The organism is Citricoccus sp. SGAir0253 (genome assembly GCF_005877055.1).
GTDB lineage: Bacteria > Actinomycetota > Actinomycetes > Actinomycetales > Micrococcaceae > Citricoccus.
The window spans coordinates 670,803-694,918 of the sequence record NZ_CP039424.1; the positions used below are offsets into that span (position 1 = coordinate 670,803).

21 protein-coding genes are annotated in these 24,116 nt (G+C 74.5%); 10 read left to right on the plus strand and 11 right to left on the minus strand.

Translation table 11 applies throughout. The features are described 5' to 3' along the window. Window positions 1–228: 228 nt before the first annotated feature. The 5 genes from dnaK (at window position 229) to E7744_RS03050 (ending at window position 5,539) form a co-directional block, all read left to right on the plus strand. The gene (gene dnaK / locus E7744_RS03030; RefSeq protein WP_137772848.1) at window positions 229–2,109 is read left to right on the plus strand and encodes a molecular chaperone DnaK; all 1,881 of its coding nucleotides are present in this window, start codon (window positions 229–231) and stop codon (window positions 2,107–2,109) included. 130 nt (window positions 2,110–2,239) lie between these two features. After that, a complete protein-coding gene (locus E7744_RS03035; protein WP_137772849.1) occupies window positions 2,240–2,902 on the plus strand; it encodes a nucleotide exchange factor GrpE in 663 nt (220 codons plus the stop codon). Between the two features lie 44 nt (window positions 2,903–2,946). Further along, on the plus strand, window positions 2,947–3,960 hold the full coding sequence (locus tag E7744_RS03040) for a DnaJ C-terminal domain-containing protein (protein ID WP_137772850.1): 1,014 nt from the start codon (window positions 2,947–2,949) through the stop codon (window positions 3,958–3,960). Continuing rightward, window positions 3,957–4,493, plus strand: coding sequence for a heat shock protein transcriptional repressor HspR (locus tag E7744_RS03045; protein ID WP_137772851.1), 537 nt, complete (start codon window positions 3,957–3,959; stop codon window positions 4,491–4,493). The genes E7744_RS03040 and E7744_RS03045 overlap by 4 nt, the downstream gene beginning before the upstream one ends. After that, window positions 4,475–5,539: an alpha/beta hydrolase gene (locus E7744_RS03050; RefSeq protein WP_246858525.1), complete on the plus strand. Its 1,065-nt coding sequence runs from the start codon at window positions 4,475–4,477 to the stop codon at window positions 5,537–5,539. Before E7744_RS03045 ends, E7744_RS03050 begins: the two co-directional genes overlap by 19 nt. A gap of 111 nt (window positions 5,540–5,650) precedes the next feature. Here the strand turns inward: E7744_RS03050 and E7744_RS03055 are convergent, their stop codons facing one another. The 4 genes from E7744_RS03055 to E7744_RS03070 all read right to left on the minus strand — a co-directional run bounded on the left by E7744_RS03055 (window position 5,651) and on the right by E7744_RS03070 (window position 11,786). After that, complete coding sequence (locus tag E7744_RS03055; protein WP_137772852.1) at window positions 5,651–7,636, minus strand: BCCT family transporter; 1,986 nt, start codon at window positions 7,634–7,636, stop codon at window positions 5,651–5,653. Window positions 7,637–7,775: 139 nt separating this feature from the next. Continuing rightward, on the minus strand, window positions 7,776–8,741 hold the full coding sequence (trmB, locus tag E7744_RS03060) for a tRNA (guanosine(46)-N7)-methyltransferase TrmB (protein WP_137772853.1): 966 nt from the start codon (window positions 8,739–8,741) through the stop codon (window positions 7,776–7,778). A gap of 23 nt (window positions 8,742–8,764) precedes the next feature. Then, on the minus strand, window positions 8,765–10,801 hold the full coding sequence (locus E7744_RS03065; RefSeq protein ID WP_137772854.1) for a penicillin-binding transpeptidase domain-containing protein: 2,037 nt from the start codon (window positions 10,799–10,801) through the stop codon (window positions 8,765–8,767). A gap of 199 nt (window positions 10,802–11,000) precedes the next feature. Next, window positions 11,001–11,786 (minus strand): DedA family protein, encoded by a 786-nt coding sequence (locus E7744_RS03070; protein ID WP_137772855.1) that lies wholly within the window; start codon window positions 11,784–11,786, stop codon window positions 11,001–11,003. A 139-nt stretch (window positions 11,787–11,925) separates the two neighbouring features. On the opposite strand from E7744_RS03070, the gene E7744_RS03075 reads away from it, so the two are divergent. The 3 genes from E7744_RS03075 to E7744_RS03085 all read left to right on the plus strand — a co-directional run bounded on the left by E7744_RS03075 (window position 11,926) and on the right by E7744_RS03085 (window position 17,332). Next, on the plus strand, window positions 11,926–13,587 hold the full coding sequence (locus tag E7744_RS03075) for an alpha/beta-hydrolase family protein (RefSeq protein WP_168199734.1): 1,662 nt from the start codon (window positions 11,926–11,928) through the stop codon (window positions 13,585–13,587). A 276-nt stretch (window positions 13,588–13,863) separates the two neighbouring features. Beyond that, on the plus strand, window positions 13,864–16,734 hold the full coding sequence (locus E7744_RS03080; RefSeq protein ID WP_137772857.1) for a cation-translocating P-type ATPase: 2,871 nt from the start codon (window positions 13,864–13,866) through the stop codon (window positions 16,732–16,734). A 49-nt stretch (window positions 16,735–16,783) separates the two neighbouring features. Next, on the plus strand, window positions 16,784–17,332 hold the full coding sequence (locus E7744_RS03085; RefSeq protein WP_137772858.1) for a VOC family protein: 549 nt from the start codon (window positions 16,784–16,786) through the stop codon (window positions 17,330–17,332). A gap of 6 nt (window positions 17,333–17,338) precedes the next feature. Here E7744_RS03085 and E7744_RS03090 read toward each other — a convergent pair whose 3' ends face one another. Next, on the minus strand, window positions 17,339–17,968 hold the full coding sequence (locus E7744_RS03090; RefSeq protein WP_137772859.1) for a bifunctional 2-polyprenyl-6-hydroxyphenol methylase/3-demethylubiquinol 3-O-methyltransferase UbiG: 630 nt from the start codon (window positions 17,966–17,968) through the stop codon (window positions 17,339–17,341). A gap of 86 nt (window positions 17,969–18,054) precedes the next feature. Between E7744_RS03090 and E7744_RS03095 the strand changes: the two genes are divergently transcribed. Beyond that, window positions 18,055–18,648, plus strand: a complete 594-nt coding sequence (locus tag E7744_RS03095) for a hypothetical protein (RefSeq protein ID WP_137772860.1) — start codon at window positions 18,055–18,057, stop codon at window positions 18,646–18,648. Window positions 18,649–18,715: 67 nt separating this feature from the next. Here E7744_RS03095 and E7744_RS03100 read toward each other — a convergent pair whose 3' ends face one another. Next, window positions 18,716–19,342 (minus strand): sugar O-acetyltransferase, encoded by a 627-nt coding sequence (locus E7744_RS03100; protein ID WP_168199735.1) that lies wholly within the window; start codon window positions 19,340–19,342, stop codon window positions 18,716–18,718. 84 nt (window positions 19,343–19,426) lie between these two features. Here E7744_RS03100 and E7744_RS03105 point away from each other — a divergent pair, with 84 nt between their 5' ends. Next, window positions 19,427–19,939 carry an SRPBCC family protein gene (locus tag E7744_RS03105; protein ID WP_137772861.1) on the plus strand — a complete coding sequence of 171 codons (513 nt, stop codon included), beginning with the start codon at window positions 19,427–19,429 and terminating at the stop codon, window positions 19,937–19,939. A gap of 18 nt (window positions 19,940–19,957) precedes the next feature. On the opposite strand, the gene E7744_RS03110 is transcribed toward E7744_RS03105, so the two are convergent. From E7744_RS03110 to E7744_RS03130, 5 genes are read right to left on the minus strand one after another with little or no spacing between them, the layout of a single operon-like run. Next, complete coding sequence (locus E7744_RS03110; RefSeq protein WP_137772862.1) at window positions 19,958–20,317, minus strand: cupin; 360 nt, start codon at window positions 20,315–20,317, stop codon at window positions 19,958–19,960. Between the two features lie 32 nt (window positions 20,318–20,349). Further along, on the minus strand, window positions 20,350–21,501 hold the full coding sequence (locus tag E7744_RS03115; RefSeq protein ID WP_137772863.1) for a YihY/virulence factor BrkB family protein: 1,152 nt from the start codon (window positions 21,499–21,501) through the stop codon (window positions 20,350–20,352). 26 nt (window positions 21,502–21,527) lie between these two features. Beyond that, a complete protein-coding gene (locus tag E7744_RS03120; RefSeq protein WP_137772864.1) occupies window positions 21,528–22,322 on the minus strand; it encodes an amino acid ABC transporter ATP-binding protein in 795 nt (264 codons plus the stop codon). 29 nt (window positions 22,323–22,351) lie between these two features. Then, window positions 22,352–23,176 (minus strand): amino acid ABC transporter permease, encoded by an 825-nt coding sequence (locus E7744_RS03125; RefSeq protein WP_137772865.1) that lies wholly within the window; start codon window positions 23,174–23,176, stop codon window positions 22,352–22,354. Next, window positions 23,173–23,994, minus strand: a complete 822-nt coding sequence (locus tag E7744_RS03130) for an ABC transporter substrate-binding protein (protein ID WP_137772866.1) — start codon at window positions 23,992–23,994, stop codon at window positions 23,173–23,175. The genes E7744_RS03125 and E7744_RS03130 overlap by 4 nt, the downstream gene beginning before the upstream one ends. Window positions 23,995–24,116 lie beyond the last annotated feature (122 nt).

Genomic DNA, 24,116 nt, shown 5'->3' on the forward strand with positions numbered 1-24,116 from the left:
TCCCGGGTTGCTCGGGGGCGGCCCGGGAATGAATCCCCGCGGGGTGCCGTTGTACCCCTCGGCACAGAGTTGAGCCACGTCCGCTCAAGGCAGATTGACAGGGAACTCCCGGACGTGAAACCTTGAGTCCTGAAGGCTCAGGTGGCTGGATGGCAGGTGATCCGCAGGACCGCCGGCCGCCCGTCCCTGGCCTGGCCAACTCGACATCCGTGAAGGAAAGGAACCCCCATGTCCCGTGCAGTGGGAATCGACCTCGGTACCACCAACTCCGTCGTCTCGGTCCTCGAGGGCGGCGACCCCGTCGTCATCGCCAACGCCGAGGGCTCCCGGACCACCCCGTCCGTCGTCGCCTTCTCCAAGTCCGGCGAGGTCCTGGTCGGCGAGATCGCCAAGCGCCAGGCCGTCAACAACCCCGAGCGCACCATCGCCTCCGTCAAGCGCCACATGGGCACCGACTGGACCACCGAGATGGACGGCAAGAAGTACACCCCGCAGGAGATCTCGGCGCGCACGCTGATGAAGCTCAAGCACGACGCCGAGGACTACCTGGGCGAGAAGGTCACCGACGCGGTCATCACCGTGCCGGCGTACTTCAACGACGCGGAGCGCCAGGCCACCAAGGAGGCCGGCGAGATCGCGGGCCTGAACGTCATGCGCATCATCAACGAGCCCACCGCGGCGGCCCTGGCCTACGGCCTGGAGAAGGGCAAGGAGGACGAGCTCATCCTGGTCTTCGACCTCGGCGGCGGCACCTTCGACGTGTCCCTGCTCGAGGTGGGCAAGGACGAGGACGACTTCTCCACCATCCAGGTGCGCGCCACCGCGGGCGACAACCGCCTCGGCGGCGACGACTGGGACCAGCGGATCGTCGACTGGCTCCTGCAGCAGGCCAAGTCCAAGGGTGCCGACCTGTCCAAGGACAAGATCGCCCTGCAGCGCCTGAAGGAGGCCGCCGAGCAGGCCAAGAAGGAGCTGTCCTCGGCCTCGTCCACGAACATCTCGCTGCAGTACCTCTCCGTGACCCCGGAGGGCCCGGTGCACCTGGACGAGCACCTGTCCCGCGCCAAGTTCCAGGACATGACCTCCGACCTGCTGGAGCGCACCCGCAAGCCGTTCCAGGACGTCATCAAGGAGGCCGGCGTCTCCGTCAAGGACATCGCCCACGTCATCCTCGTCGGCGGCTCCACCCGCATGCCGGCCGTGGCCGAGCTCGTCACGGAGCTGACCGCCGGCCAGGAGCCCAACAAGGGCGTGAACCCGGACGAGGTCGTCGCCGTGGGCGCCGCCCTGCAGGCGGGCGTGCTCAAGGGCGAGCGCAAGGACGTGCTGCTGATCGACGTCACCCCGCTCTCGCTGGGCATCGAGACCAAGGGCGGCGTGATGACCAAGCTCATCGAGCGCAACACGGCCATCCCGACCAAGCGCTCGGAGACGTTCACCACGGCCGAGGACAACCAGCCGTCCGTGTCCATCCAGGTGTTCCAGGGCGAGCGCGAGTTCACCCGGGACAACAAGCCGCTGGGCACCTTCGAGCTGACGGGCATCGCCCCGGCCCCGCGCGGCGTGCCGCAGATCGAGGTCACCTTCGACATCGACGCCAACGGCATCGTCCACGTCTCCGCCAAGGACAAGGGCACCGGCACCGAGCAGTCCATGACCATCACGGGCGGCACCTCGCTGTCCGACGAGGACATCGACCGCATGGTGAAGGACGCCGAGGCCCACGCGGCCGAGGACAAGGAGCGCCGCGAGGCCGCCGAGCGCCGCAACCAGGCCGAGCAGACCGCGTACTCCGTGGACAAGCTGCTCAAGGACAACGGGGACAAGCTGCCGGAGGACGTCAAGACCGAGGTCCAGGCCGACGTCGACGCCCTCAAGGCGGCCCTGGATAAGCAGGGCAACGACGACGAGGTCAAGGCCGCGTTCGAGAAGCTGCAGTCCTCCCAGACCCGGATCGGTGAGGCCCTGTACGCCTCCCAGGGCGCCGAGGCCGGCGCCGCCGCCGGGGCCGGGACCGACGGCGGCTCCTCCGCCGGCGGCGCGGGCGACGAGGACATCGTCGACGCCGAGGTCGTGGACGAGGACGAGCCCAAGGGCGAGTCCAAGTAGTCCCCGCGTCCCAGCACCCCTGACACACCCCGGCCCGCCCCAGCGGCGGGCCACCGGACCCGGGCCGGCCGCCCTCGCCCCACGGCGTGGACGGCCGGCCCGGGGGCACCGGAGGAAAGGACCCCAGACCATGCCCCACCACGGACACGACGAAGAGCACGACCAGCACGAGGAGCCGGTGAGCTTCCAGGACAAGCGCCGCATCGACCCCGAGACCGGCCGGGTCCGCCAGCCGCAGGACGTCCCGGCGGAGGACGGCGACGCGCTGTCCCAGGCCGAGAGGATCCTCAACGACGCCGCCGGCGCGGACGCCGCGGACGAGGGCATCACCGGTGCCCAGGAACCGGACGTCGCGGGGGTCTCCGCCCGCGAGGAGGAGCTCCGCGCCGACCTGCAGCGGCTGCAGGCAGAGTTCGTGAACTACAAGCGCCGCGTGGAGCGGGACCGGAACGTGGCCAAGGACGCGGCCATCGTCTCGGTCATCAGCGCCCTGCTGCCGGTCCTCGACGACCTGGACGCCGCGCGCGCCGCCGGCGACCTCGCCGAGGGGCCGTTCGCCGCGATCGCCACGAAGTTCGACGGGGTGCTCGCGGGCTTCGGCCTGGAGCGCCAGGACCAGGAGGCCCTGGGCGGCGAGCCGTTCGACCCGTCCCAGCACGAGGCGGTCATCCGCCAGCCCAGCGCCGAGGTCCCGGAGGAGCACATCGTCCAGGTCTTCCGCAACGGCTACGTCCGTGAGGGCCGGGTGCTGCGGGCGGCCCAGGTGATGGTCTCCGCCGGCGCCGAGGGCTAGTCCCCGCCCCGCCAGGGAACCGACCAGACGCGAAAGGAGGCACCATGGCCTCACAGGATTGGGTGGACAAGGACTTCTACGCCACCCTCGGTGTCTCCAAGGACGCCTCGGAGGCCGACATCAAGAAGGCCTACCGGAAGCTCGCCCGCAAGTTCCACCCGGACCAGAACCCGGGGGACGCCGCGGCCGAGAAGCGGTTCAAGGAGATCACCGAGGCCAATGCCGTGCTCTCGGACCCCGAGGAGCGCCAGCAGTACGACGCCATCCGGGCCATGGGCTCCGGCGCGCGGTTCAGCGCGCCGGGGGCCGGGGCCGGCGCCGGTGCCGCCGGCGGGGGCTTCGAGGACCTCTTCGGCGGCCTGTTCACCGGCGGGGGCGGGCGCAGCCGCTCCTACTCCACGAGCGGTGACATCCCGCCGGAGTTCGCCGACCTGTTCGGCGGCTTCGGCGGCGGGGGCGGGTTCTCCGGCGCCCCGGGCGGCGGCCGCGGCGGCTTCGGCGGCTACGGCACCCCCACCAAGGGCGCGGACCGCACCGCCACCACCACGATCTCCTTCGCCGGGGCGATGCGCGGCACCACCATCTCGCTGCGCGAGCCGGACGGGGACGTCATCGACGTGCGCATCCCGGCCGGCATCCGGGACGGCCAGAAGGTGCGCGCCCGCGGCAAGGGCGCGCCCGGCTCGGCCGGCCCCGGGGACCTCATGGTCACGGTGAAGGTGCGCGAGCACCCGTTCTTCCACCGCGAGGGGGACAACCTGCGCATCCAGGTGCCCGTCACGTTCGACGAGGCGGCCCTGGGCGCCACCATCCAGGTCCCCACGCTGGACGGCCCGGTCAAGGTGCGCGTGCCGGCCGGGTCCTCCTCGGGCCGCGTGCTGCGGGTCAAGGGCCGCGGGGTGAAGACCGCCAGGGCCGCCGGCGACCTGCTCGTGGAGCTGCAGGTCGCCGTGCCGGGCTCCCTGTCCGACGAGGCGCGCGCCGCGGTCGAGGCCTACGCCGCGGCGGCCGCCGGCCACGACCCGCGCGCGCAGCTGGCGGAGAAGGCACGGCTGTGACCACGTCCTGGGAGGAGCCCGTCTACGTCATCTCGGTCGCGGCCGAGCTGGCGGACATGCACCCGCAGACCCTGCGCCAGTACGACCGGCTCGGCCTGGTGGTGCCGCAGCGCCAGGGCGGCCGGCAGCGCCGCTACTCCCGCCAGGACGTGCACCGGCTGCGCACCATCCAGCAGCTCTCCCGCGAGGGCGTGTCCCTCGAGGGCATCCGCCGGATCGTGCAGCTGGAGGGGGAGGTCGAGCAGCTGCAGCGGACCGTGGCCGAGCTGGCCGGGCAGATCCAGGCCTTCCAGGCCTTCGCCCGCTATCCGCGGGTGTTCGCCGCCGGGGCGCAGGGGGACGTCACCACCACGTTCGACGCCGGCCCGGACGCCGAGCACCCCGGCCAGCCCGGGACCCGGCGCGCCGGCCGGCCGGGGCGGCGCGCCCCGCGCCCGCTGCGGCCCGCCGCCGCCATCACCGCGGGGCCGACGACGTCGGCCCTGCCCGCCAGGCCCGCCCCCGGGGTGCTGGTGTGGAAGCCGAAGCGCTGACCCCGGGCCAGGCCGCCCGGCGGGACGTCTGGGACCCCGCCGAGCGGCGGGCCACGCGCGAGCGGCTCCGGGCGGACATGCGCCGCCGGCACCTTCTGGGCCCGCGGCAGCGCTCGGCGCTGGACGGGCTCGTCCACGCCCTCAAGCCCCGGTCGATGGACCCCTCGTTCCCGGCCCGGGTCCTGCTGGCCTACGACCTCGGCAGCGCCCGGCGCCCGGCGGCCGCGGTGGTCGCGGTGGGGGAGCCCGCCACGGCCACGCACATGACGTGGCAGGTCTCCGGGATGGGCGTGTTCGTGCACACCGCGATGTGGGGCAGCGTGCGCGAGGCGGGCCAGCTGTGGGCCGCCCAGCGCGCGGCGGGGGCGGCGGACCCGTGCGTGGTGTCCTGGCTCGGCTACCACCCGCCCGGTCCCTGGGGCGCGCTGGCCGGCCGGCACGCCCTGCGCGGCGGGGCCCGGCTCGCGCTGCACCTGGCCGGGTGGTTCGAGTACCGCGAGCGGCTGGCCGCGGGCCGCGGCGCCGCCCTGGGCGCCCGACCGGGTGCTGGACGTGGCGATGGACCGGGTGCCGCGCCGGCGCCGGTCCCCGCGGCGGGGGCCGCCCTGCCGGTCCACACGGCCGTGGAGGCCCATTCCTACGGCACCCTCGTGGCCGCCCGGGCCCTGCAGATCCTGCAGCGCCGCACCCCACCGCGCTCCGTGGACGCCCTCGTGGTGTCCGGGGCGGTGGGACTGCCGCGCGACCTGGCCGGCCACCCCGAGCTGCTGGGGCTGACCGCGGACCAGGTCTACTTCGCCCTGACCCGGTCCGACTACCTGTCCTGGCTGGGCACCCGCCTCTCGGGACGCCGGCCGTGGCGGAAGGCCACCCGGCTGAAGATCGCGGCGGACGAGGCGCTCGACCTGGCCGCGGCCGTCGGGCACAACACCTCGCGGTTCCGCCCGGACGCCGGGTTCCTCCACCGCGGGCGCGGCTACCGGGACGTGGGCACCGCCTCGCTGTACCGGATCGCCCGGGCCACCGCCGGCCTCGCCGTGGACTGAGCCCGGCCAGACCCCCGGCGGCCCCGGCCGCCGAGGGCGCAGCGGACCGCCGGGCCCGGACCGTCCGGCCCGGCCCCGTGCGCCCGGTCCCGCCGGCTCAGCCCCGCGGGCTCAGCCCCGCCGGGCCGGGCCGTCCGCAGGGGCCCGACCGGCCCCGTCGGCGTCGTCCCCGGGGACGGGATCCCCGGCGGTCCAGCCATCGGCGTAGGTGCCGGTCCCGTAGTCGTAGTCCACGGGCTGGCCCTCCTCGTCCGTGCGCTGGTACCACTCCGTGACCTCATCGGCCGTGGAGTCGAAGTCGGCCCCGGCCCCGCGGCCCTCGGGGGCGCGGCGGACGGAGAGCTCGAAGTCGTCGCCGTGGTCCTCGATGCCCCGGCGGACCGCGTTGGACAGGGCGGTGGCCGCGTAGTCCCGGCGGATGGCGGCCGGGTCCGTGGACAGGTCCCGCAGGAACGCCACGATCATCAGCAGCAGCACCACCGAGAACGGCAGGGCGATGAGGATGGTCAGGTTCTGGAGGCCGGACAGGGCGGACTCCCCGCCGGTCAGCAGCATGACCACGGCGATGCCCATCATGCACAGGCCCCAGAAGACCACGACCCAGGACTTCGGGGCCGGGTCACCCCGGGAGGACAGCGTGCCCATGACCACCGAGGCGGAGTCGGCCGAGGTGATGAAGAAGATGGACAGCACCACCATGATGACGATCGGCGTGAAGCCGGCCCAGGGCAACTGGCCGAACAGGGCGAACAGCAGGGACTCGGGGGAGGCCTCGCCGTCGATGCCCGGTGCCCCGTTGCGGTTCATCCAGATCGCGGCCCCCCCGAAGACGGTGAAGGCGAAGACCAGGATGGCCGTGGGGACCCCGATCACCACGAGCACGAACTCGCGCAGGGTGCGGCCGCGGGAGACCCGGGCGATGAAGACGCCGACGAACGGGGTCCACGCGATCCACCAGGCCCAGTAGAAGGCGGTCCACAGGGACTGGAACTCCACGGTCTCCGCGCCCCAGGAGAGGGACTTGCCCATCATGGCGAAGAACTGGTCGAGATACTGCATCACCCCGGAGGGGAGCAGGTTCAGCATGAACAGGGTCGGCCCGGTGACGAAGACGAAGAGGACCAGCCCCAGCGTCAGGACGATGTTGATGTTGGACAGGTACCGGATGCCGCGGGCCACGCCGGAGACAGCGCTGACGATGAAGGCCGCGGTCAGGACCGACACGATGACGATCAGCCCGCTGTTGCCCAGCCGGCCCGCGCCCGAGACGATCTCCACGCCCTGGCCGATCTGCAGGGCGGCCAGGCCGAGGGCCGCGGCGGTGCCGAACAGGGTGGCGATGATGGCGAAGATGTCCACCAGCCGGCCCGCGAAGCCCTCGGTCTGCCGGGCGCCGAAGAGCGTGCGGAACACCGAGCTGACCAGGGGCACCCGTCCGCGCCGGTAGGAGGCGTAGGCGATGGCGCCGCCGACGAGGGCGTACATGGCCCAGGCATGCAGTCCCCAGTGGAAGTGCGACTGCGCCAGCGCCTGGTGCAGTGCCGCCGGAGTCCGCGCCTCGACCGTCTCCGGCGGCGGCGAGAGGTAGTGCGCCAGCGGTTCGGAGGGACCGAAGAAGAAGAGCCCGACGCCGATGCCCGCGGCGAACATCATGGCGACCCAGGAGAAACGCGAGAACTCCGGCTCCTCGTCGTCGCGCCCCAGCTTGATCCGGCCGAACCGGCTGAAGCCGATGTACAGCATGGCTCCCAGCGCTGCGATCGCGCTGAGGTTGAGCAGCCACGCCGCATGCGTCATCGCCCATCCGAAGGCGGCGGCGGCCGCCACGGAGACGGACTCGGGCGAGGCGACGCCCCAGGCCACGAAGGCCACGACCAGCACGCCGGTCACGCCGAGGACGATCCGGTCCACGCCGAAGCGGTGACGCTGCTCGTCGACACCGATGCCGGGAACCAGCCCGGGGTGGATGTCGTGGGGGTAGACGCTCACGGCGTCGGTGCCGTCGGCTTCCGGGGCCGGCGGATGGCCGTCCGATGGTCGGCCGTCGGGGGTTGCGGGGGAGGACGAGGTGTCGGGCACCCGGGGTCCCTTCGTCATGACCGGGTCCCGGGGGCGGCAGCCGACGCCCGGCGGGCGCTGGCCCGCCCAGGGTCCACGGTCGCTGGTCGGTGTTTCGGCGTCCAAGTATCGCCCGCGGAACGCCCGGCCGCAAAGGCGGTGGCCGGGCTCACACCCCTCAGAGGCGGCGGTAGGCGAGGTCGAAGACCAGCCGGCCGGCCCGCAGGGCCTTGGCCTCGAAGCTCGTCAGGGGGCGCCCGTCGAACCGCGGCGCCCAGCCGCCGTCGTGGTCCACCGGGTCCTCCACGCCCGCCGCGGCGGACGCCTCGCTCAGCCCGGCGCGCGAGCCGGCCGCGTCCGGGGTGATGGGCTGGGCGCCGACCTGCAGCTCCCGGCCCTCCACGCGCACCCGCGTCAGCGGGGACTCCGCACCGGCCGCGCGGCCGGGGTGCAGGTTGGCGAACTCCGGGTGGGCCTCCATGACCGAGCGCATGTGCACGGCGTAGCTGGACCAGTCGGTGGCCAGGCGCAGCACGCCGCCGGGGACCAGCACGCGCGCCACCCGGTCGGCGAAGGCGGGGGAGACGAGACGGCGCTTGTGGTGGCGGGTCTTGTGCCACGGGTCCGGGAAGAAGACCCACACCTGCTGCACGGACCCCGGGGCCAGCAGGTGGTCCAGCACCTCGGGGGCGTTGGCCTGGACGCCCCGGACGTTGGCGAGGCCGCGGTCCTCGATCTCGGTCAGCAGGGCGGCCAGCCCGGGGGTGTAGACCTCCACGGCGAGGAAGTCGGCCTCCGGGCGGTCGAGCGCGCCCTGCACGGTGGACTCGCCGAGGCCGCAGCCCACGTCCACCACGAGCGGGGCGGTGCGGCCGAAGACCTGCGCCCAGTCCACCTCGGCGCCGGCCGCCACGGAGGTGGTGGCGCGGTCGCGCGGCACGTCCACGAGGTACGTGCCGCGGGCGCGGTCCCACGTGCGCTGCCGCCGGGGGTTGAGCCGGTCGCCGCGGCGCACGAAGGACACCGGCTCGGTGCGGTAGAGCTCCGGGTCGGGCCGGTCGTTGTGGCCGTGGGCGTGCCGGGCGGGGGCGGGGTGGTCCGCGGCGGGGGCGGGATTCTCCGGGGAGGGGCGGTCGCTGTTCATCAGGCCTCCAAGGCTACCGGCGCTCACTCCGAGGGGAGGACCCCCTCCACGGCCGTGAGGAAGTCGCGCACCAGCGGCCCGTTGTCGTGGCCGCCGCCCAGCCCCTCGTTGAGGAACAGCGCCACGGCCAGGTCCCCGTGGATCGCGATGAGCCACGTGTGCGCGAGGTCCTCGCCGTCGGCCACGAACTGGGCGGTGCCCGTCTTGGCCAGCACGGGGGCGCCGGGTACGTCCCGGAGCATCTCGGCGGTGCCGTGCTCCACGACCCCGGCCATCAGGGTGCGCAGCGTCGCGGCCTCCTGGTCGGTGACGCCCGTCGCCGGCGCCGGCGGGGTGTCCACGGCCGGGTCGGCGACGAAGACCGGGCGCACGGTGTGCCCGGCGGCCACCGAGGCGGCCACGGTGGCCATGCCCAGGGGCGAGGCCTCCACCACGCCCTGGCCGAACAGGTTCGCGGCGTGCTCCGTCCCGCTGGAGTCCTCGGGCACGGAGCCCAGGAAGGCCCCGTCGAGCCCGGTCGCCGGCTCGGGGTCCAGCCCCAGGGCCCGGGCGGCCTCGGCCTCCCGGGCGGCGGAGACCTCGTCGTGCGCCCCCACGAACACGGTGTTGCAGGACTCGGCGAAGGCCTCGGAGAACGGGACCGCGCCGAGCGAGGAGTCCGGGTAGCCGTCGTAGTTGCCCACGACCATGCCGTCCACGTCGATCGTGGCCGGGCACTGCACCGTGTCGTCCGGCCGGAGCCCCTCGCGCAGCAGCGCCAGGGAGGTGACGACCTTGAAGGTCGAGCCCGGGGCGTAGGCACCGGACACGGCCACCGGCCACCCCTCCGGGCCAGAGGCGGCGGCCAGCACGTGACCGTCCGAGGGCCGGATGGCCACGAGCCCGGCGGGCACGTCCGAGGCCCCCACCACCTCCTCCGCCGCGGCCTGCACCCGGCGGTCCAGGGTGGAGGCGAGGTCCTTCCCGGGCACGGGCTCCTCCTCGAGGGCCGCCACGTCCGCCGACGCGCCGGTGCCCGCCGGGGCGGACACCGCGGGCGAGGCGCCGGCGTCGTCCGGGTTGTCCACGGTGATCACCAGCCCGGCCGACCCGGCCAGGCGGTCCTGCCAGGTGGCCTGCAGGCCCGAGAGCCCGACGGCGACCCCTGCCTCCAGCGCCCCGTCCGAGTCCTCCACCTGCTCGGCCGAGGGCTCGCCGTAGGTGCCCAGCACGTCCCGGGCGAAGGTGCGGGTGGGCGCCAGCACGGCGGTGTCCTCCACGACCCGCCCGCCGGGCACCCGTTCGAGGTCCGCGCGCGGGACCTCGACGCTGCCGTCGGCGCGCAGGGTGATCGCCTCCACGAAGGCCCGGTCGCCGGCCGCCTCGGCACGGGCCACGAAGGCGTCCTCGTCCACCCCGGCGACCTCCGCGACCCTGCGGGCCGAGGCGGCGAGGCGGTCCGGCTCCACGCGGGCCTTGTCCAGCCCCAGCACGGCCACCTCGCGCTCGGTCACCAGCGGGTCCCCGGCCGCGTCGAGGATGTCCCCCCGGTCGGCCGCGGTGCGCCGGACGGTGACGGTGCCGCCGGGGGCCAGCCCGGCCACGACGTCGTCGGGGCGCAGGTCCACGGCCCACCGGCCGCCGTCCCCGGAGTCCTCCTCCCACACCAGCTCGGCGTCCGTGCGGTACGTCCACGCCTCGCCGTCCCGGCCCAGCGCGGCCAGGCCGCGCCGCACGGTGTACCGCGCGGTCGCCCGGGCGGGGTCGTCCCCGTGGACCTCGACGGCGTCCGTGGTGACGGTGACGTCCTTCCGCAGCCCCTCCGGCAGGGCCTCGGGCAGCGCCGCGGCGGCCCGCGCGCCCGGTTCCGTCAGCGGCACCGCGGAGAGGTCCCCGGCGGAGATCGCGGTGGCGAGGGCGCCGGCGGTGTCCTCGGGGGAGGGGCGGGAGGGGCCGAGGCAGCCGGTGGTGGACAGCACGAGCGTGGCGGCCAGCCCGGCGGCCGCGGCGCGGGGGAGCGGGGCGCGCCCCGGGCGCGCGGGGGCGGGGGACTGCGGACCGTGCGCACGGCGCTGCGTCATGGGGGCCTCCGGTCGGGACGGCGTCTGTCCCGGCCAGCGTATCGGCCGGCCCGCCCCGACCCGTGAAGCCTCCCCAACACTTTGCGGGCAGAAGCGACCGGTCGCTTCTGCCCGCAAAGTGTTGGGGTTGGGGTTGGGGTTGAGGTGGACGGGGACGGGGACGGAGGCGGAGGCGTGGGGGCGAGTGGTGGGTGGTGGGTCAGCGGCGCGGCTGGGAGGGCTCGCCCAGCAGGGCGTCCATGCGCGCGGCGGCCTCCTCGGCCGAGGGCGGCACGTAGTGCGGGTCCCGGGCCCGGCGGCGGTTGCGCACGATCCGGGCCACCACCCAGCCGACGAGGAACAGCACGACCGCGGCCATCACGAGGTTGGAGAACACGTCCGCGTAGTCCGAGACGAGGTGCCAGTTGTCCCCGAGCAGGTAGCCGCCCCACACGAAGATCGTGTTCCACAGGGCCGAGCCGAGCAGGGTGTACAGCGAGAACAGCCACAGGTTCATCCGCTCGATGCCGGCCGGGATGGAGATGAGCGAGCGGAAGATCGGCACCATCCGTCCGACGAACACGGTGAGGTAGCCGTGCCGGTTGAACCAGCGCTCCGTCTTCTCCACGTCGTCGATGTCCACGAGCGGCAGCCAGTCGACGATGCGGTACATCCGCCGCCGGCCCAGCCACGCCCCGATGCCGTACAGCAGCAGGGCGCCCAGCACGGAGCCCACGGTGGCCCAGACGGTCGCCTCCCACGGGCCGAAGGCCCCGCCCGCGGCGGTGAAGCCCGCCAGGGGGAGGATCAGCTCGGAGGGGATGGGCGGGAAGAGGTTCTCCGCGAACACGGCCAGGGCGACGCCGACCGGGCCGATGGCCTCCATGACGGCGACCACGATGTCCCCGAGCCAGCCGTAGGACTCCTGGCCGCCCCCGGACGCGGCGCTCGCCGCCAGGAGGGGTGAGGACAGGGCGGGTGGTCCGGAGGAGATCAGCAGGCTCATGACCGCCATTGTCCCGGACGCGGCGTGCCATCGCCGAACCGACAGGCGCCGGACGCGCTGGGAGCATCCCGGGAACGCCGCCACGCGCGGGGCACGGCCGGGCACCGGACCGGGGCGTGGCATGGGCATAATGGACGGCATGCGGCTGAGACCTGACGGGGCGGGACTGGCCGGTGCCCACGTCATGAGCTGGGTGTCCCTCTCCCCGAGCTTCATCCCCCGCACGTGGTGGATGACCGCCGCGTCCACCGCCGTCTCCCAGACCTTCGGCTACGTCGTGGGCGCCACCGGCCGGGCCCTCGTGCGCCGCGCCGGCCGGGCGCTGGGGGTCACGGTGACCGTGGACCCGGAGCGGATCCGGCCCCTCGAGCGCGCCGCCCCGTGGGTGATGTTCGGCATGAGCGGCATCTCGTGGCTGCGCAGCCTCAAGGCCCAGGCGGAGATCGCCGGGCTGATGGAGACCCGGCCCATCCGCACCCGTGAGCACGTCCTGGGGGTGGCGGGCGGCGTCGCCCTCACGGCCGGGCTCGTCGGCGTCGGGCGGGGCATCAACGGGGTCGCCGCCACCGCCGGCCGCGTCCTCAAGCCGGTCCTGCCCGCCCCGGTGGCCGCCGCCGTCGGGGCCGGGGCCACCGCCGCCGGCACCGCCTTCGTCCTGGACAAGGTGGTCTACCGGCAACTGCTCGAGCGGCTGTCCAAGGCCGCCCAGGAGACCAACGCCCGGCTGCTGCCCGGACGGGTGCCGCCGGTCGAGCCGGAGCGCTCCGGCTCGGACGCCTCGTACGAGCCGTGGAGCACCCTCGGGGCCAAGGGCCAGGCGGTCGTCTCGGACGGCCCGCGCGCCGTGGACATCGAGGAGGCCACGGGCCGGCCGGCCATGACGCCGATCCGGGCCTACGCCGGCTGGCGCGAGGGCCGCGACCTGGAGGCCACCGCGGCGGCCGTCGTGGCCGAGCTGCACCGCACCGGCGCCTTCGAGCGCGAGGTGCTGCTCGTGCTGACCACCACGGGCACGGGCTGGCTTCAGGAGTGGTCGGCGTCCTCGGTCGAGTTCCTGACCGGTGGGAACTGCGCCCTGGCCGCCATGCAGTACACCTACCTGCCCTCGGGGGTCGCGTTCTTCGCCGACCGCACCACGCCCGTGCTCGCCGCGACCGCCCTGCTGGGGGCGATCGAGGCGGAATTCGACCGCCTGCCGCCGGACCGCCGGCCGAAGCTGCTCGTGGGCGGGGAGTCCCTCGGCGCGCTCGGCGGCACCCAGGCCTTCGAGGGGCTGGAGGACATGATCGAGCGGGTGGACGGGGCCGTCTGGTCCGGGTTGCCCCGGTTCACCGAGTTCTGGCGCTCGCTGGTCCCGTTCCGGCGTCGCGGCACCCCGGAGATCGCCCCGGTGGTCGACGACGGCCGGCACGTCCGCTTCGCCACGCGCCCCCAGGACCTGGTCACCGACGTCAACGGCGTGCCGTTCGGCGAGTGGCACCGTCCGCGCATCGTGGTGGCCCAGCACGCCTCCGACCCCGTGGTGTGGTGGAGCCCGGAACTGATGTGGCGCAAGCCCGACTGGGCCAAGGAGAAGGCCGGCCTGGACGTGTCCCGGAACCTGCGCTGGCTGCCGTGGGTGACCTTCTGGCAGGTGGCCTCGGACATGCCGCAGTCGGTCGCGGTGCCCGGCGGCCACGGCCACCGGTACGTGGAGGACATGCTGCACCACTGGGCCGCCGTCCTGGGGCAGGACCCCCTGGACGACTACTCGCGCATCGCCCAGGCCATCCGCCGCACGATCGTGCCGAACTACGCCTGAGCACCACGCCCGGGCACCACGCCCGGGGCCCGTCACCCGCGCGCCGGGTGCGCGGGGTATCCTGCGCCCCAGAGCCCCCCAGCGCAGGAGTGCCCCATGCCGGACGCCGTCCCGGACCCCGCCCGCAGCGCCTCTCCTCCCGGTCCTTCCCGTCCTTCCCGTCCTCCCGGTCCCGCCCGCCGGCGTGCCCGCCCCGCCCGCCGCCCCGCCGCGGGTCCCGGAACGGGGCCCGCCGCCGGTCCCGTCGACGACCCGGTCCCGTCCGCCGACTGGACGGTGACGGAGGCCGGCGCCGCGGCGCGGGCGCTCGGCACCGACCCGGAGCGGGGGCTGACCGTGGCCGAGGCGGCCGAGCGCGCGCGGCGCCACGGGCCCAACGAGCTGCTGTCCGCCCCGCCCGAGCCGGCCTGGCGGCGCTTCGCGCGCCAGTTCGCGGACCCCCTGGTGCGCCTGCTGCTGGCCGCCGTCGCGGTCTCGGTGCTCGCGTGGGCCGCGGAGGGGGCCGCCGGCGTGCCCGTGGACGCCGTGGTGATCCTGGCGATCGTGGTGTTCAACGCCGCCCTGGGCTACGCGCAGGAGGCCCGGGCCGCGGACGCGGTGGCCGCCCTGCGGGACCTGGCCGCCGTGACCGCCACGGTGGTGCGCGAGGGGCGCGCCGAGCGGGTGCCCGCCGCCGCGCTGGTCCCCGGGGACGTGCTGGCCCTGGCCGAGGGGGACTCCGTGGGCGCGGACGCCCGGCTGCTCGGCGCCTCGGCCCTGCAGGTCGCGGAGGCCTCCCTCACCGGCGAGTCGATGCCCGTGGCGAAGTCCCCGGCCGTCCTGCCCGCCCCCGTGCCCCTGGGGGACCGCGCGAACATGGTGTACCGGGGCACCGCCGTGGTGCAGGGGGTCGGCCGCGCCGTGGTGACGGCCACGGGCATGGACACCGAGATGGGGCGCATCGCCGCCCTGCTGGCCGGCACCGGGCGGGAGCCCACCCCGCTGGAGCGGGAGATCGCCGCGATCGGCCGGGCCCTGGGCCTGGCCGTGGCCGTCATCGCGGTGCTGGTCATGGCCGCCGTCGGCCTCTCGACCGGCATCTCGTCCCTGGGCGAGGCCGTGGACGTGCTGCTGCTCGGGGTCTCCCTGGCCGTGGCCGCGGTGCCGGAGGGACTGCCCGCGGTCCTGTCCGTGGTGCTGTCCCTCGGCGTGCAGGCGCTCAGCCGGCGCCGGGCGATCGTCAAGGAGCTGGCCTCGGTGGAGACCCTCGGCTCCGCCTCGGTCATCTGCACGGACAAGACCGGCACCCTGACCCGCAACGAGATGACCATGGTCCGGGTGCGCTCCAGCTCGGGGGAGTCCCACGTCACGGGGGTCGGCTACGCCCCCGAGGGGCAGGTGCTGCTCCACGGCACCCCGCTGCTGGAGCACGACCCCGCCCTGGACCTGCGCGAGGAGGACATCGTGGTGCTCTCCGGCGGCACGCTCGCCTCGGACGCGGAGGTCCGCCGGGACGCGGACGGGCACTGGCGGGTGGTGGGGGACCCCACCGAGGCGGCGTTCGTGGTGGCCGAGCGCAAGGCGGGGCTGACCGCGCGCCGCGAGGCGCGCTTCGCCCGGGTGGCGCAGGTGCCCTTCACGTCCGAGCGCAAGATGATGTCCGTCGTCGTGGACGACCGGGAGCACCCGGCGGGCGAGGACGCCGCCGGCTGGCCCGGGACCGGCCGGCCCGTCCTGGTGGCCAAGGGGGCCCCGGACGTGCTCCTGCGGCACTGCACGCGCCGGCGCACCGGGGAGCGCGTGGCCCCGCTCACCGAGGCCGACCGGGCCGCCGTCGCCCGGGACGTGGAGTCGATGTCCGCCGAGGCACTGCGGACCCTGGGCGTGGCCTACCGGCCGCTGGCCCCGGCGGAGTACGCCGGCGCGCTGGGCCCGGACGGGGCCTTCGACGCCGAGGCCGGCCGCGCGCTCGAGCGGGACCTCGTCTACGTGGGCACGGTGGGGATCGTGGACCCGCCGCGTGCGGAGGCGGCCGAGGCCGTGGCCCGGGCGCACCGGGCCGGCATCCGGGTGGTGATGATCACGGGGGACCACCCGGCCACGGCGCTGCGGATCGCCCAGGAACTCGGGATCGCGGCCGCCGGGGACCGTGCCGTCGCCGGTCCCGAGCTGGAGCGGATGGACGGGGAGCGGCTGCGCGCGGCCGCGCGGGAGGCGTCCGTGTTCGCGCGCGTGGCCCCGGAGCACAAGCTGCGGATCGTCACGGCCCTGCAGGCGGACGGGCACGTGGTGGCCATGACGGGCGACGGGGTGAACGACGCCCCGGCCCTGAAGCGCGCGGACATCGGCGTGGCCATGGGGATCACCGGGACGGAGGTCTCCAAGGAGGCCGCCGCCATGGTCCTGGCCGACGACGACTTCGCCACGATCGTGGCCGCGGTCCGCCAGGGACGGGTGATCTTCGGCAACATCCGCAAGGTCCTGCGCTACCTGCTCTCGTCCAACATGGGGGAGGTCCTGACCATGGTCCTGGGCGTGCTGCTGGCCGGGTTCCTGGGCCTGGCCGGCCACGGGGACGGGATGGTCGCGCCGCTGCTGGCCACCCAGATCCTGTGGGTCAACCTCGTGACGGACGCGGGCCCGGCGCTCGCGATGGGGGTGGACCCGGAGACGGAGGACGTCATGGCCCGCCCGCCGCGCCGGCCCGGCGAGCGCGTGGTGGACCGCGCGCTGTGGGCCGGCATCCTCTCCACGGGCCTCGTGATGGCCGTGGTCACCCTGCTGGCGGTCGACCTGCACCTGCCGGGCGGTCTGGTGGCCGGGACCGGGACCGTGGAGCAGGCCCGCACCGCGGCGTTCACCACGCTCGTGCTCGCGCAGCTGTTCAATGCGCTGAACGCCCGCTCGGGCACCGCCTCGGCCCGCCACGGCCTGTTCACCAACCGCTGGCTGTGGGCGGCGATCGGCGCCGGGCTCGCCAGCCAGGTCCTCGTGGTGCACCTGCCGCCGCTGCAGGCCGCGTTCGGCACCGTCCCCCTCGGGCCGGGGCAGTGGCTGGCGTGCCTGGCGCTGGCCTCCGTGGTCCTGGGCGCCGAGGAGCTGCGCAAGGTGGTGCTGCGGGCGCACCCGGCGGGACAATGGACCCGCCGCGGCGCGGCACCCCGGTGACACCCCCAGTGGCACCCCGTGGCGCGGGCCCCTCCGGAGAGGAGTCGTCATGGACGACCCGGCACGCCGTTCCCAGCTGGTGACCTGCCTGTGGTTCACGGGACAGGCGGAGGAGGCCGCGCGGTTCTACGTGGGGGCGTTCGCGGCCTACCGGCCGGGCTCGGCCGTGGACCAGGTCCAGCGCAACGCGGCCGACGTCGTCACCCCGGACGGCACGGTGCACGGACGGGCGGGGGAGGTGCAGGCCGTGTCCTTCACCCTCGACGGGCAGCCGTTCGTGGCGCTCGACGACCCGGCCCGGCCCGTGGAGCACACGGACGCGGTGTCCTTCCAGGTGCTGTGCTCCACCCAGGAGGAGGTGGACCACTTCTGGGACACCCTCTCCCTGGGCGGACGGGAGGTCGCCTGCGGGTGGCTCCAGGACCGCTACGGCGTGCGCTGGCAGGTGGTCCCCGCCGTGCTGCCCGAGCTGCTCGCCGGCGAGGACCGGGACGCCGCCGCGCGCGTCCAGCGCGTGCTGCAGGACATGGTCCGCCCGAGCATCGAGCGGCTCCTGGACGCCGCGCGGGACGCCTCCGGGGCCGACGAGGAGCAGTAGCGGGGCCTAGCGCTCGAGCACGGCGACCAGGAAGTCCGCGGCCGCCGGGTCCTCCGGGAACGGGTCCAGCTGCCACGTGGAGTACCGGCCCTGCACCCGGAACCCGGCCCGGCCGGCGTCGTCCAGGAAGTCCGCGAAGTCGTAGCCGCGGCCCGCGCCGAAGCCGATGACCGCCCGGCCGCCGTCCCGCAGCGCGTCCCGCAGGTGGCGCAGCACGTCCAGCCGCGAGCCGGGGGAGAGGAAGCCGAAGACGTTGCCGGCGGAGAAGACGAGGTCGAAGGGCTCGTCCTCGCCGAGGGCGGCGAGCGCCCCGGCGTCGAGGGTCTCGAGGTCCGCCACGAACCAGTCGCCCTCCGGGTGGTCCTCCCGGGCGACCTCGATGAGGTGCTCGTCCAGGTCCACCCCCGTCACGCGGTGACCGGCCCGGGCGAGGTGGCCGCCCACGCGCCCGGTGCCGCAGCCGGCGTCGAGCACGCGGGAGCCGCGCGCGCACATCGCGTCGATCAGCCGGGCCTCGCCGTCCAGGTCCATGCCCTGCGCGGCCAGGGTGCGCCAGCGCTCGGCGTAGCGGCGGGAGTGCTCGGGGTCGTCGGCCACCATGCGGGCCCACAGGTTCTCGCTCGGGTTCTCGCTCATGGGACCAGTATCCCCGCCTGCACATCTGCGGCCGAGTGGTTATAGGGTGTGGAGGGAACCAGCCCGTACACCGGAAGGACCTTGTCATGAGCATCGCGCAGATCCCGCTTCGGCTGACCGCCGGCGCCTTCATCCTCAACTCGGGGATCAACAAGTCCAAGCTCACCGAGGAGCAGGCCGAGCAGTTGCGGGACATGGGCGCCAACGGCATGCCGTTCCTGAAGGACATGTCCCCGAAGCAGTTCAAGCAGTTCATCACCGCCTCGGAGATCGGCGTGGGCGCCGCCCTGCTGCTGCCGTTCGTGCCGGGCTGGCTCGCCGGCGCCGCGCTGACCGCCTTCTCCTCGGGCCTGCTGTCCATGTACAAGAACACCCCCGGGATGACCGAGGCCGACGGCATCCGGCCGAGCCAGGAGGGCACCGGCGTGGCCAAGGACGTGTTCCTGTTCGGCATCGGCTCCGCGCTGATGGTGGACGGCGCCGTGAACCGCGTGGGCCGCAAGAACGCGGCCGCGGACCGCCGGGCGAAGAAGCTCGGGGCCGCCGCCGAGTCCAAGGCCGAGGCCATCCGCGCCGCCGCCGAGGCCAAGGCCGCCGCGATCCACAAGGCCCGCGAGGAGCAGACCAAGGCCCTGCACGACGCCCGCGTGAAGATGCAGCAGACCCGCAAGAGCATCTGAGGCGCGCGTCGGCCGACGCACCCCCCAGGGCCCGCCCCGGTTCCCACCGGTGGCGGGCCCTGTGCCGTCAGGCGCCCTCGACCGCGATGCGGGACCAGCCGCCGTCGGGGTCCGCGGGCAGGTCCCGGACCACGCGGGCCGGCACGCCGACGGCCACCACGTCCGCCGGCAGGTCGGAGACGACGACGGCCCCGGCGCCCACCACGGTGTTCTCGCCGATGCTCACCCCCGGCCCCACGATGACCCCGCCGCCGAGCCACACGTTGTCCCCGATCGAGATCGGCCGCGCGCCCTCCCACTTGTCCCGGCGCGGGCCCGGCTCCAGCGGGTGGGTGGCGGTGAGCAGTTGCACGTCCGGGCCGATCTGCACGTCCGCGCCGATGCGGATGGGTGCGCAGTCCAGGGCCACGAGGTTGACGTTGGCGAAGGTGCGCTCGCCGACGTGCAGGTTGACGCCGTAGTCCACGCGCAGCGGCGGGCGGATGACGACGCCGGCCCCGACGGTGCCGAGCAGCTCGGCCAGCAGCTCGCGGCGGCGCTCCCGCTCAGTGACCGAGGTCGCGTTGTACCGCTCGGTGAGCAGCTCGGCGCGGGTGTTCATCTCCTCCAGCCGCGGGTCGTCGGCGAGGTAGGGCGCGCCGGCCAGCATCCGCTCGTGCATGGACCGGTCGTCGGGGAAGTACGGGGAGGCCATGGTCCCAGCGTGCCAGACCCCCGGGCCGACGGCGGCCGGTCACCCGCCCTTGAGGGACACGGCCGCGACGGCCAGCATGGGGGGATGGACCTCCTGGACGAGCCCCGCGACCCGACCGGCCACATCCTGCAGGGCCCGGAGGGCCCCGCCATCCGGATCGAGCGGAGGCTGGACCACCCCGTCGAGGACGTGTGGGCGCACCTTTCCGATCCGGCCCTGCTGGCCCGCTGGTACGGCACGTACACCGGTGACCCGGCCTCGGGCAGCGTGCGGCTGGCCATGGCCGAGGCGCCGGACCGGCCGGGGGAGTGCACCATCGAGGCGTGCGAGCGACCGCACCGGCTCGCGGTGGTGCTGCGGGACGCCCCGGGGGCGGGCTGGCGCCTGCGCGTGAGCCTGGACTCCTCCGGCGTCGGGGCGGACACCCTGCTCGTGTTCACCCAGCCGATCGCCGGCGTCGAGGACCAGGCCGCGGACGTGGGACCGGGCTGGGAGTACTACCTCGACCGCCTGGAGGCGGCCCTGGACGGCGGGGACGTGGAGGCCGTGGACTTCGCCGACTACCACCCGGCCCTGCGGGAGCACTACACGCCGTGACCGGCGTGCAGGATGCGCTCAGCCGTGGCTGTCCTCCTCGACGCCGGTGACGGTGGTCAGCAGGAAGACGCTGTCCTCGTGGGCGAGCACCCCGTGGCGCTCCTTGGTCAGCGCCGCGAGCTGGCCGGCGGCCAGGCGCTGGGCGTCCCCGGACGCCGCGGTGACCTCGAGGGCGCCCCGCAGGACCTGCACGGTGGCGGCCGGGGGCGCGTTGTGGTCGGCGAGGCGGGAGCCCGCCGCCAGGGCGATCAGCGTCTGCCGCAGGTGCCCGTCCCGCAGCAGCAGCTCGGCGTGCCGGCCGTGGGCGTCGGCGCGGGCGCCCTCCAGCGCGCCGTCGGCCAGGGCGGTCAGGTCGTGGGGTCCCGTCACGGTGCTCATGGGACCACCGTAGCCCGCGGCCCCCGGCGGGGTCAGGGGCCCTGCGCCGCGCCGGGATCGCGCGGGGCGTGCGGGGCGCCGGTGGAGACCGGCCGGTCCACGGCGTCGATCGCCCACAGCGTGCCGGCCTCGGCGATCCACGGGCTGCGCGGCACGGTCACCGGCTCGCCCGTGCGCGCGGACTCGGCCACGGCCCGGGCGGTCGAGCGGGCGCGCGCGGCGTCCTCGTCGAGGAACTCGAGCACCCCCGTGTAGCGCGTGCGCAGCTGCAGGACGTCCCACGCGGGCAGCCCGGCGGCCAGCTGGCGGCCGCGCAGCAGCTCGGCGTCGAAGGCCGCCCCGGCCACGAGCACGATGTAGCCGATCCACAGCAGCACCATGACCACCACGAGGCCGTTCAGGGTGCCCAGGACCTGGTCGAACGTCCCGAACCGGTCCGCGAGCCAGCCCAGCAGCACCGTCATCCCGAACAGCACGAGCACGGCCGCCAGCCCGCCCCAGGACAGCCAGCGGAACGGCGGCTGCACCACGTTGGGGCCCCGGTGGTAGGCCGCCGTGACGGCCACGACGATCACCGCGAGGATCACGGGCCACTTCAGCAGGTTCCACGCGGCCACGGTGGTGGTGGGCAGCCCCAGCACGTCGCCCAGCCGCTCCGAGAGGCCGCCGCCCACCAGCACGAGCAGCAGGAGCGCGATCATCGCGATCATCAGCACGAGGGTCTCCAGGAAGACCACCGTGCGGAACCACAGGAACCGCCGCCCCTCCCGGGTGTCGTGGATGCGGTGCATCGCGCGGTGGACGGAGGCCATCACGTTCGAGGCGGCCACGATCGAGCCGACCAGGCCCAGGACCACGCCGAGCACGCCGCCGGAGGTCTCGGACAGCGCGAGCAGGGTCGCGCTGGCCACCTCGGGGTCCACCCCGGGCAGCAGCTCGTGGACCAGCTCGGCGCCGGTGCGCACCGTCTCCTCCTCCAGGCCCAGCAGGGACACGATGGAGACCACGGAGATGGCCGCCGGCACGAGGGACAGCAGCGAGAAGAACGTCATGGACGCGGCCACGTCCCACACCTGCAGGTCCACGAGCTTCATCACGGTGCGGCGGATGACGTGGAACAGCGTGACGCGCGGCCGGTCCAGGGTCCGGACCGCGGCCGGTCGGCGGGACGGCAGGCGGGGCATGGGACGAGCGTAGCCGCCGGTCCCGCTCAGAAGTCGACGTCGGTGGGGTTCAGCACGCGGGCCAGGAAGTCCTGGGTGCGCGGCTGCCGGGGATCGCCGATCACCTGGGCGGCGGGGCCCTCCTCGACGACCACGCCGCCGTCCATGAAGACCACGCGGTCCGCGACCTCGCGGGCGAAGCCCATCTCGTGGGTGACCACGAGCATGGTCATCCCGGACCCGGCCAGCCGGCGCATCACGGAGAGCACCTCGCCCACCGTCTCCGGGTCCAGGGCGGAGGTCGGCTCGTCGAAGAGCATCAGCTGCGGGTCCATGGACAGGGCCCGCGCGATCGCCACGCGCTGCTGCTGCCCGCCCGAGAGCTGGTCCGGGAAGCGGTCCTCCATGCCGGACAGGCCCACGCGCTCGAGGTTGGCGCGCGCGACGGCGGCCGCCTCGGCCCTCGAGCGGCGCAGCACCTTGGCCTGGGCGACCGTGCAGTTCTGCAGCACCGTCAGGTGCGGGAACAGGTTGAACTGCTGGAAGACCATGCCCACGTGCCGGCGCATCGCGTCCAGGTCGACGTCCGGGTCGGTGGCCTCGAAGCCGCCCACGGTGACGGAGCCGGCGTCGGGCGTCTCGAGCAGGTTGACGCAGCGCAGCAGGGTGGACTTGCCCGAGCCCGAGGGGCCGATCAGGCACACCACCTCGCCGGGGGCGACCTCCAGGTCGATGCCCTTGAGCACGTGGTTGGCGCCGTAGGACTTGTTCAGCCCGGCGATGGACACCCCGGAGGGCTGCACGGCGTGCGCCGCGGGGTCGGTGGCGGGGGCGTTCGTCATGGGATCACGTCGGCTTTCTGGGGTTCTCGTCAGGCCTTGGCACCGCGGGCGCTGCGCGACTCGAAGCGGCGGGCCAGCAGGGACAGCGGCACGGTGATGATGAGGTACATCAGCCCCGCCACCAGCACGGGCGTCAGCCCGGCGCCGAGGGCGGTGATCCCGTCCCGGCCGAACTTGGTCAGCTCGTACTCGTGCGCGGCCAGCCCCAGGACGTAGACGAGGGAGGAGTCCTTCGTCAGCAGGATGACCTCGTTGGTCAGCGGCGGCAGCACGAGCCGGAAGGCCTGGGGGATGACGATCGTGACCATCGCGCGCCAGCCGGGCATGCCCAGCGAGCGGGCCGCCTCGTACTGGCCCTTGGGCACCGCCTGCAGCCCGGCGCGCAGCGTCTCGGAGATGTACGCGGCGGAGACCAGTCCGAGGGAGGCCATGACGACCACGGGGATCGGCCACTGCACCCCGAAGGCGAACGGCACGCCGTAGCCGAAGGCCAGGAACACCAGCAGGGCGGGCACGCCGCGGAAGAACTCGGTGTACACGGTGGCGAGCCAGCGGTACGGCGGGAAGGCGGACATCCGCATGAGGGCCAGCAGCATGCCGCCCACCAGGCCGACCGCGAACGAGGTCACCGTGTAGAGCAGGGTGTTGCCGAAGCCCACGAGGATGATGTCCGGGAACATCGGGGCCACGGCGCCGAAGTTGAACACCGACTCGCCCATGGTCTTCCAGTCGACGGCGACCAGCACGGCGACGATGACCGCCACGAACACGGCGGCCTGGATGCCCAGGGAGATCCGGCGCCGGCGCCGGGCGCCGCCACGGCGGGGGGTCACGTCCAGGGTCTTCTCGCTCACCGCACGGCCTCCTCGCCGAACCAGCGGACCCGGGACTCGTCCAGGGAGCCGTCCTTCTCCATGTCGAGCAGCGTCTGGTTGACGGCGCTCAGCAGCAGGGCGTTGTCCGGCGAGACGCCGATGCCCAGCTGCTCCCCCGTGGCGAAGGTCTCCACCACGGTGTACTCGGGGTCGTCCTTGAGCTGGTACAGCAGCACGGAGCCGTTGCCGAGCACCGCGTCCGCGCCGCCCGAGCGCAGGCCCTCGACCTGCATGCCGCCGTCCTCGTACTGGACGATGTCCAGGCCCTTCTCCTCGGCGAAGAACTGGCCCGTGGTGTCCTGCTGGACGCCGACGCGCTTGCCCTTCGCCGACTCCAGGTCCGTGATGCCCGAGTCCTTCGGGGCCACCAGCACGAGGTCGTCGTCCAGGTAGGGGACGGAGAACGCCATGGTCTGGCGCCGCTCGTCCGTGATGGTGATCGAGGAGACGTTCAGGTCGCAGCCGGTCAGGGACGCCCCGGACTGGATGCCCTCGAACGAGGAGTCCACGACGTTCAGGTCCGCGCCGAGGTCGTCGGCGATCCGCTGGACGATGTCGATGTCGTAGCCGACGACCTTCCCGTCCTGCTGGAACTCGAAGGGCGGGTAGGGGATGTCCGAGCACACGGAGAGCTGGCCCTCGGCCAGCAGCGGCACTGACCGGTCGGGGTCGGTCGTGCCGCCGGCGCCCGCTCCACCCCCGCCGCCGGGGCCGAGCACCGCGCACCCGGACAGGACCAGGGTGCCGGCGCAGAGGACGGTCGCGGCGAGGCGCGGCCGGACGCGTGAGGATGACATGGTCTGCCTTCCGGTGGGACGGGCATGGTGGACTGGCCGGTCGGGCCGGCCCGCGGGCGTGGTCCCTGTGGGGCGCTCCAAGGCAGTCATGATAGTGCCCGGCGTGGGAGGACGTCGACGAC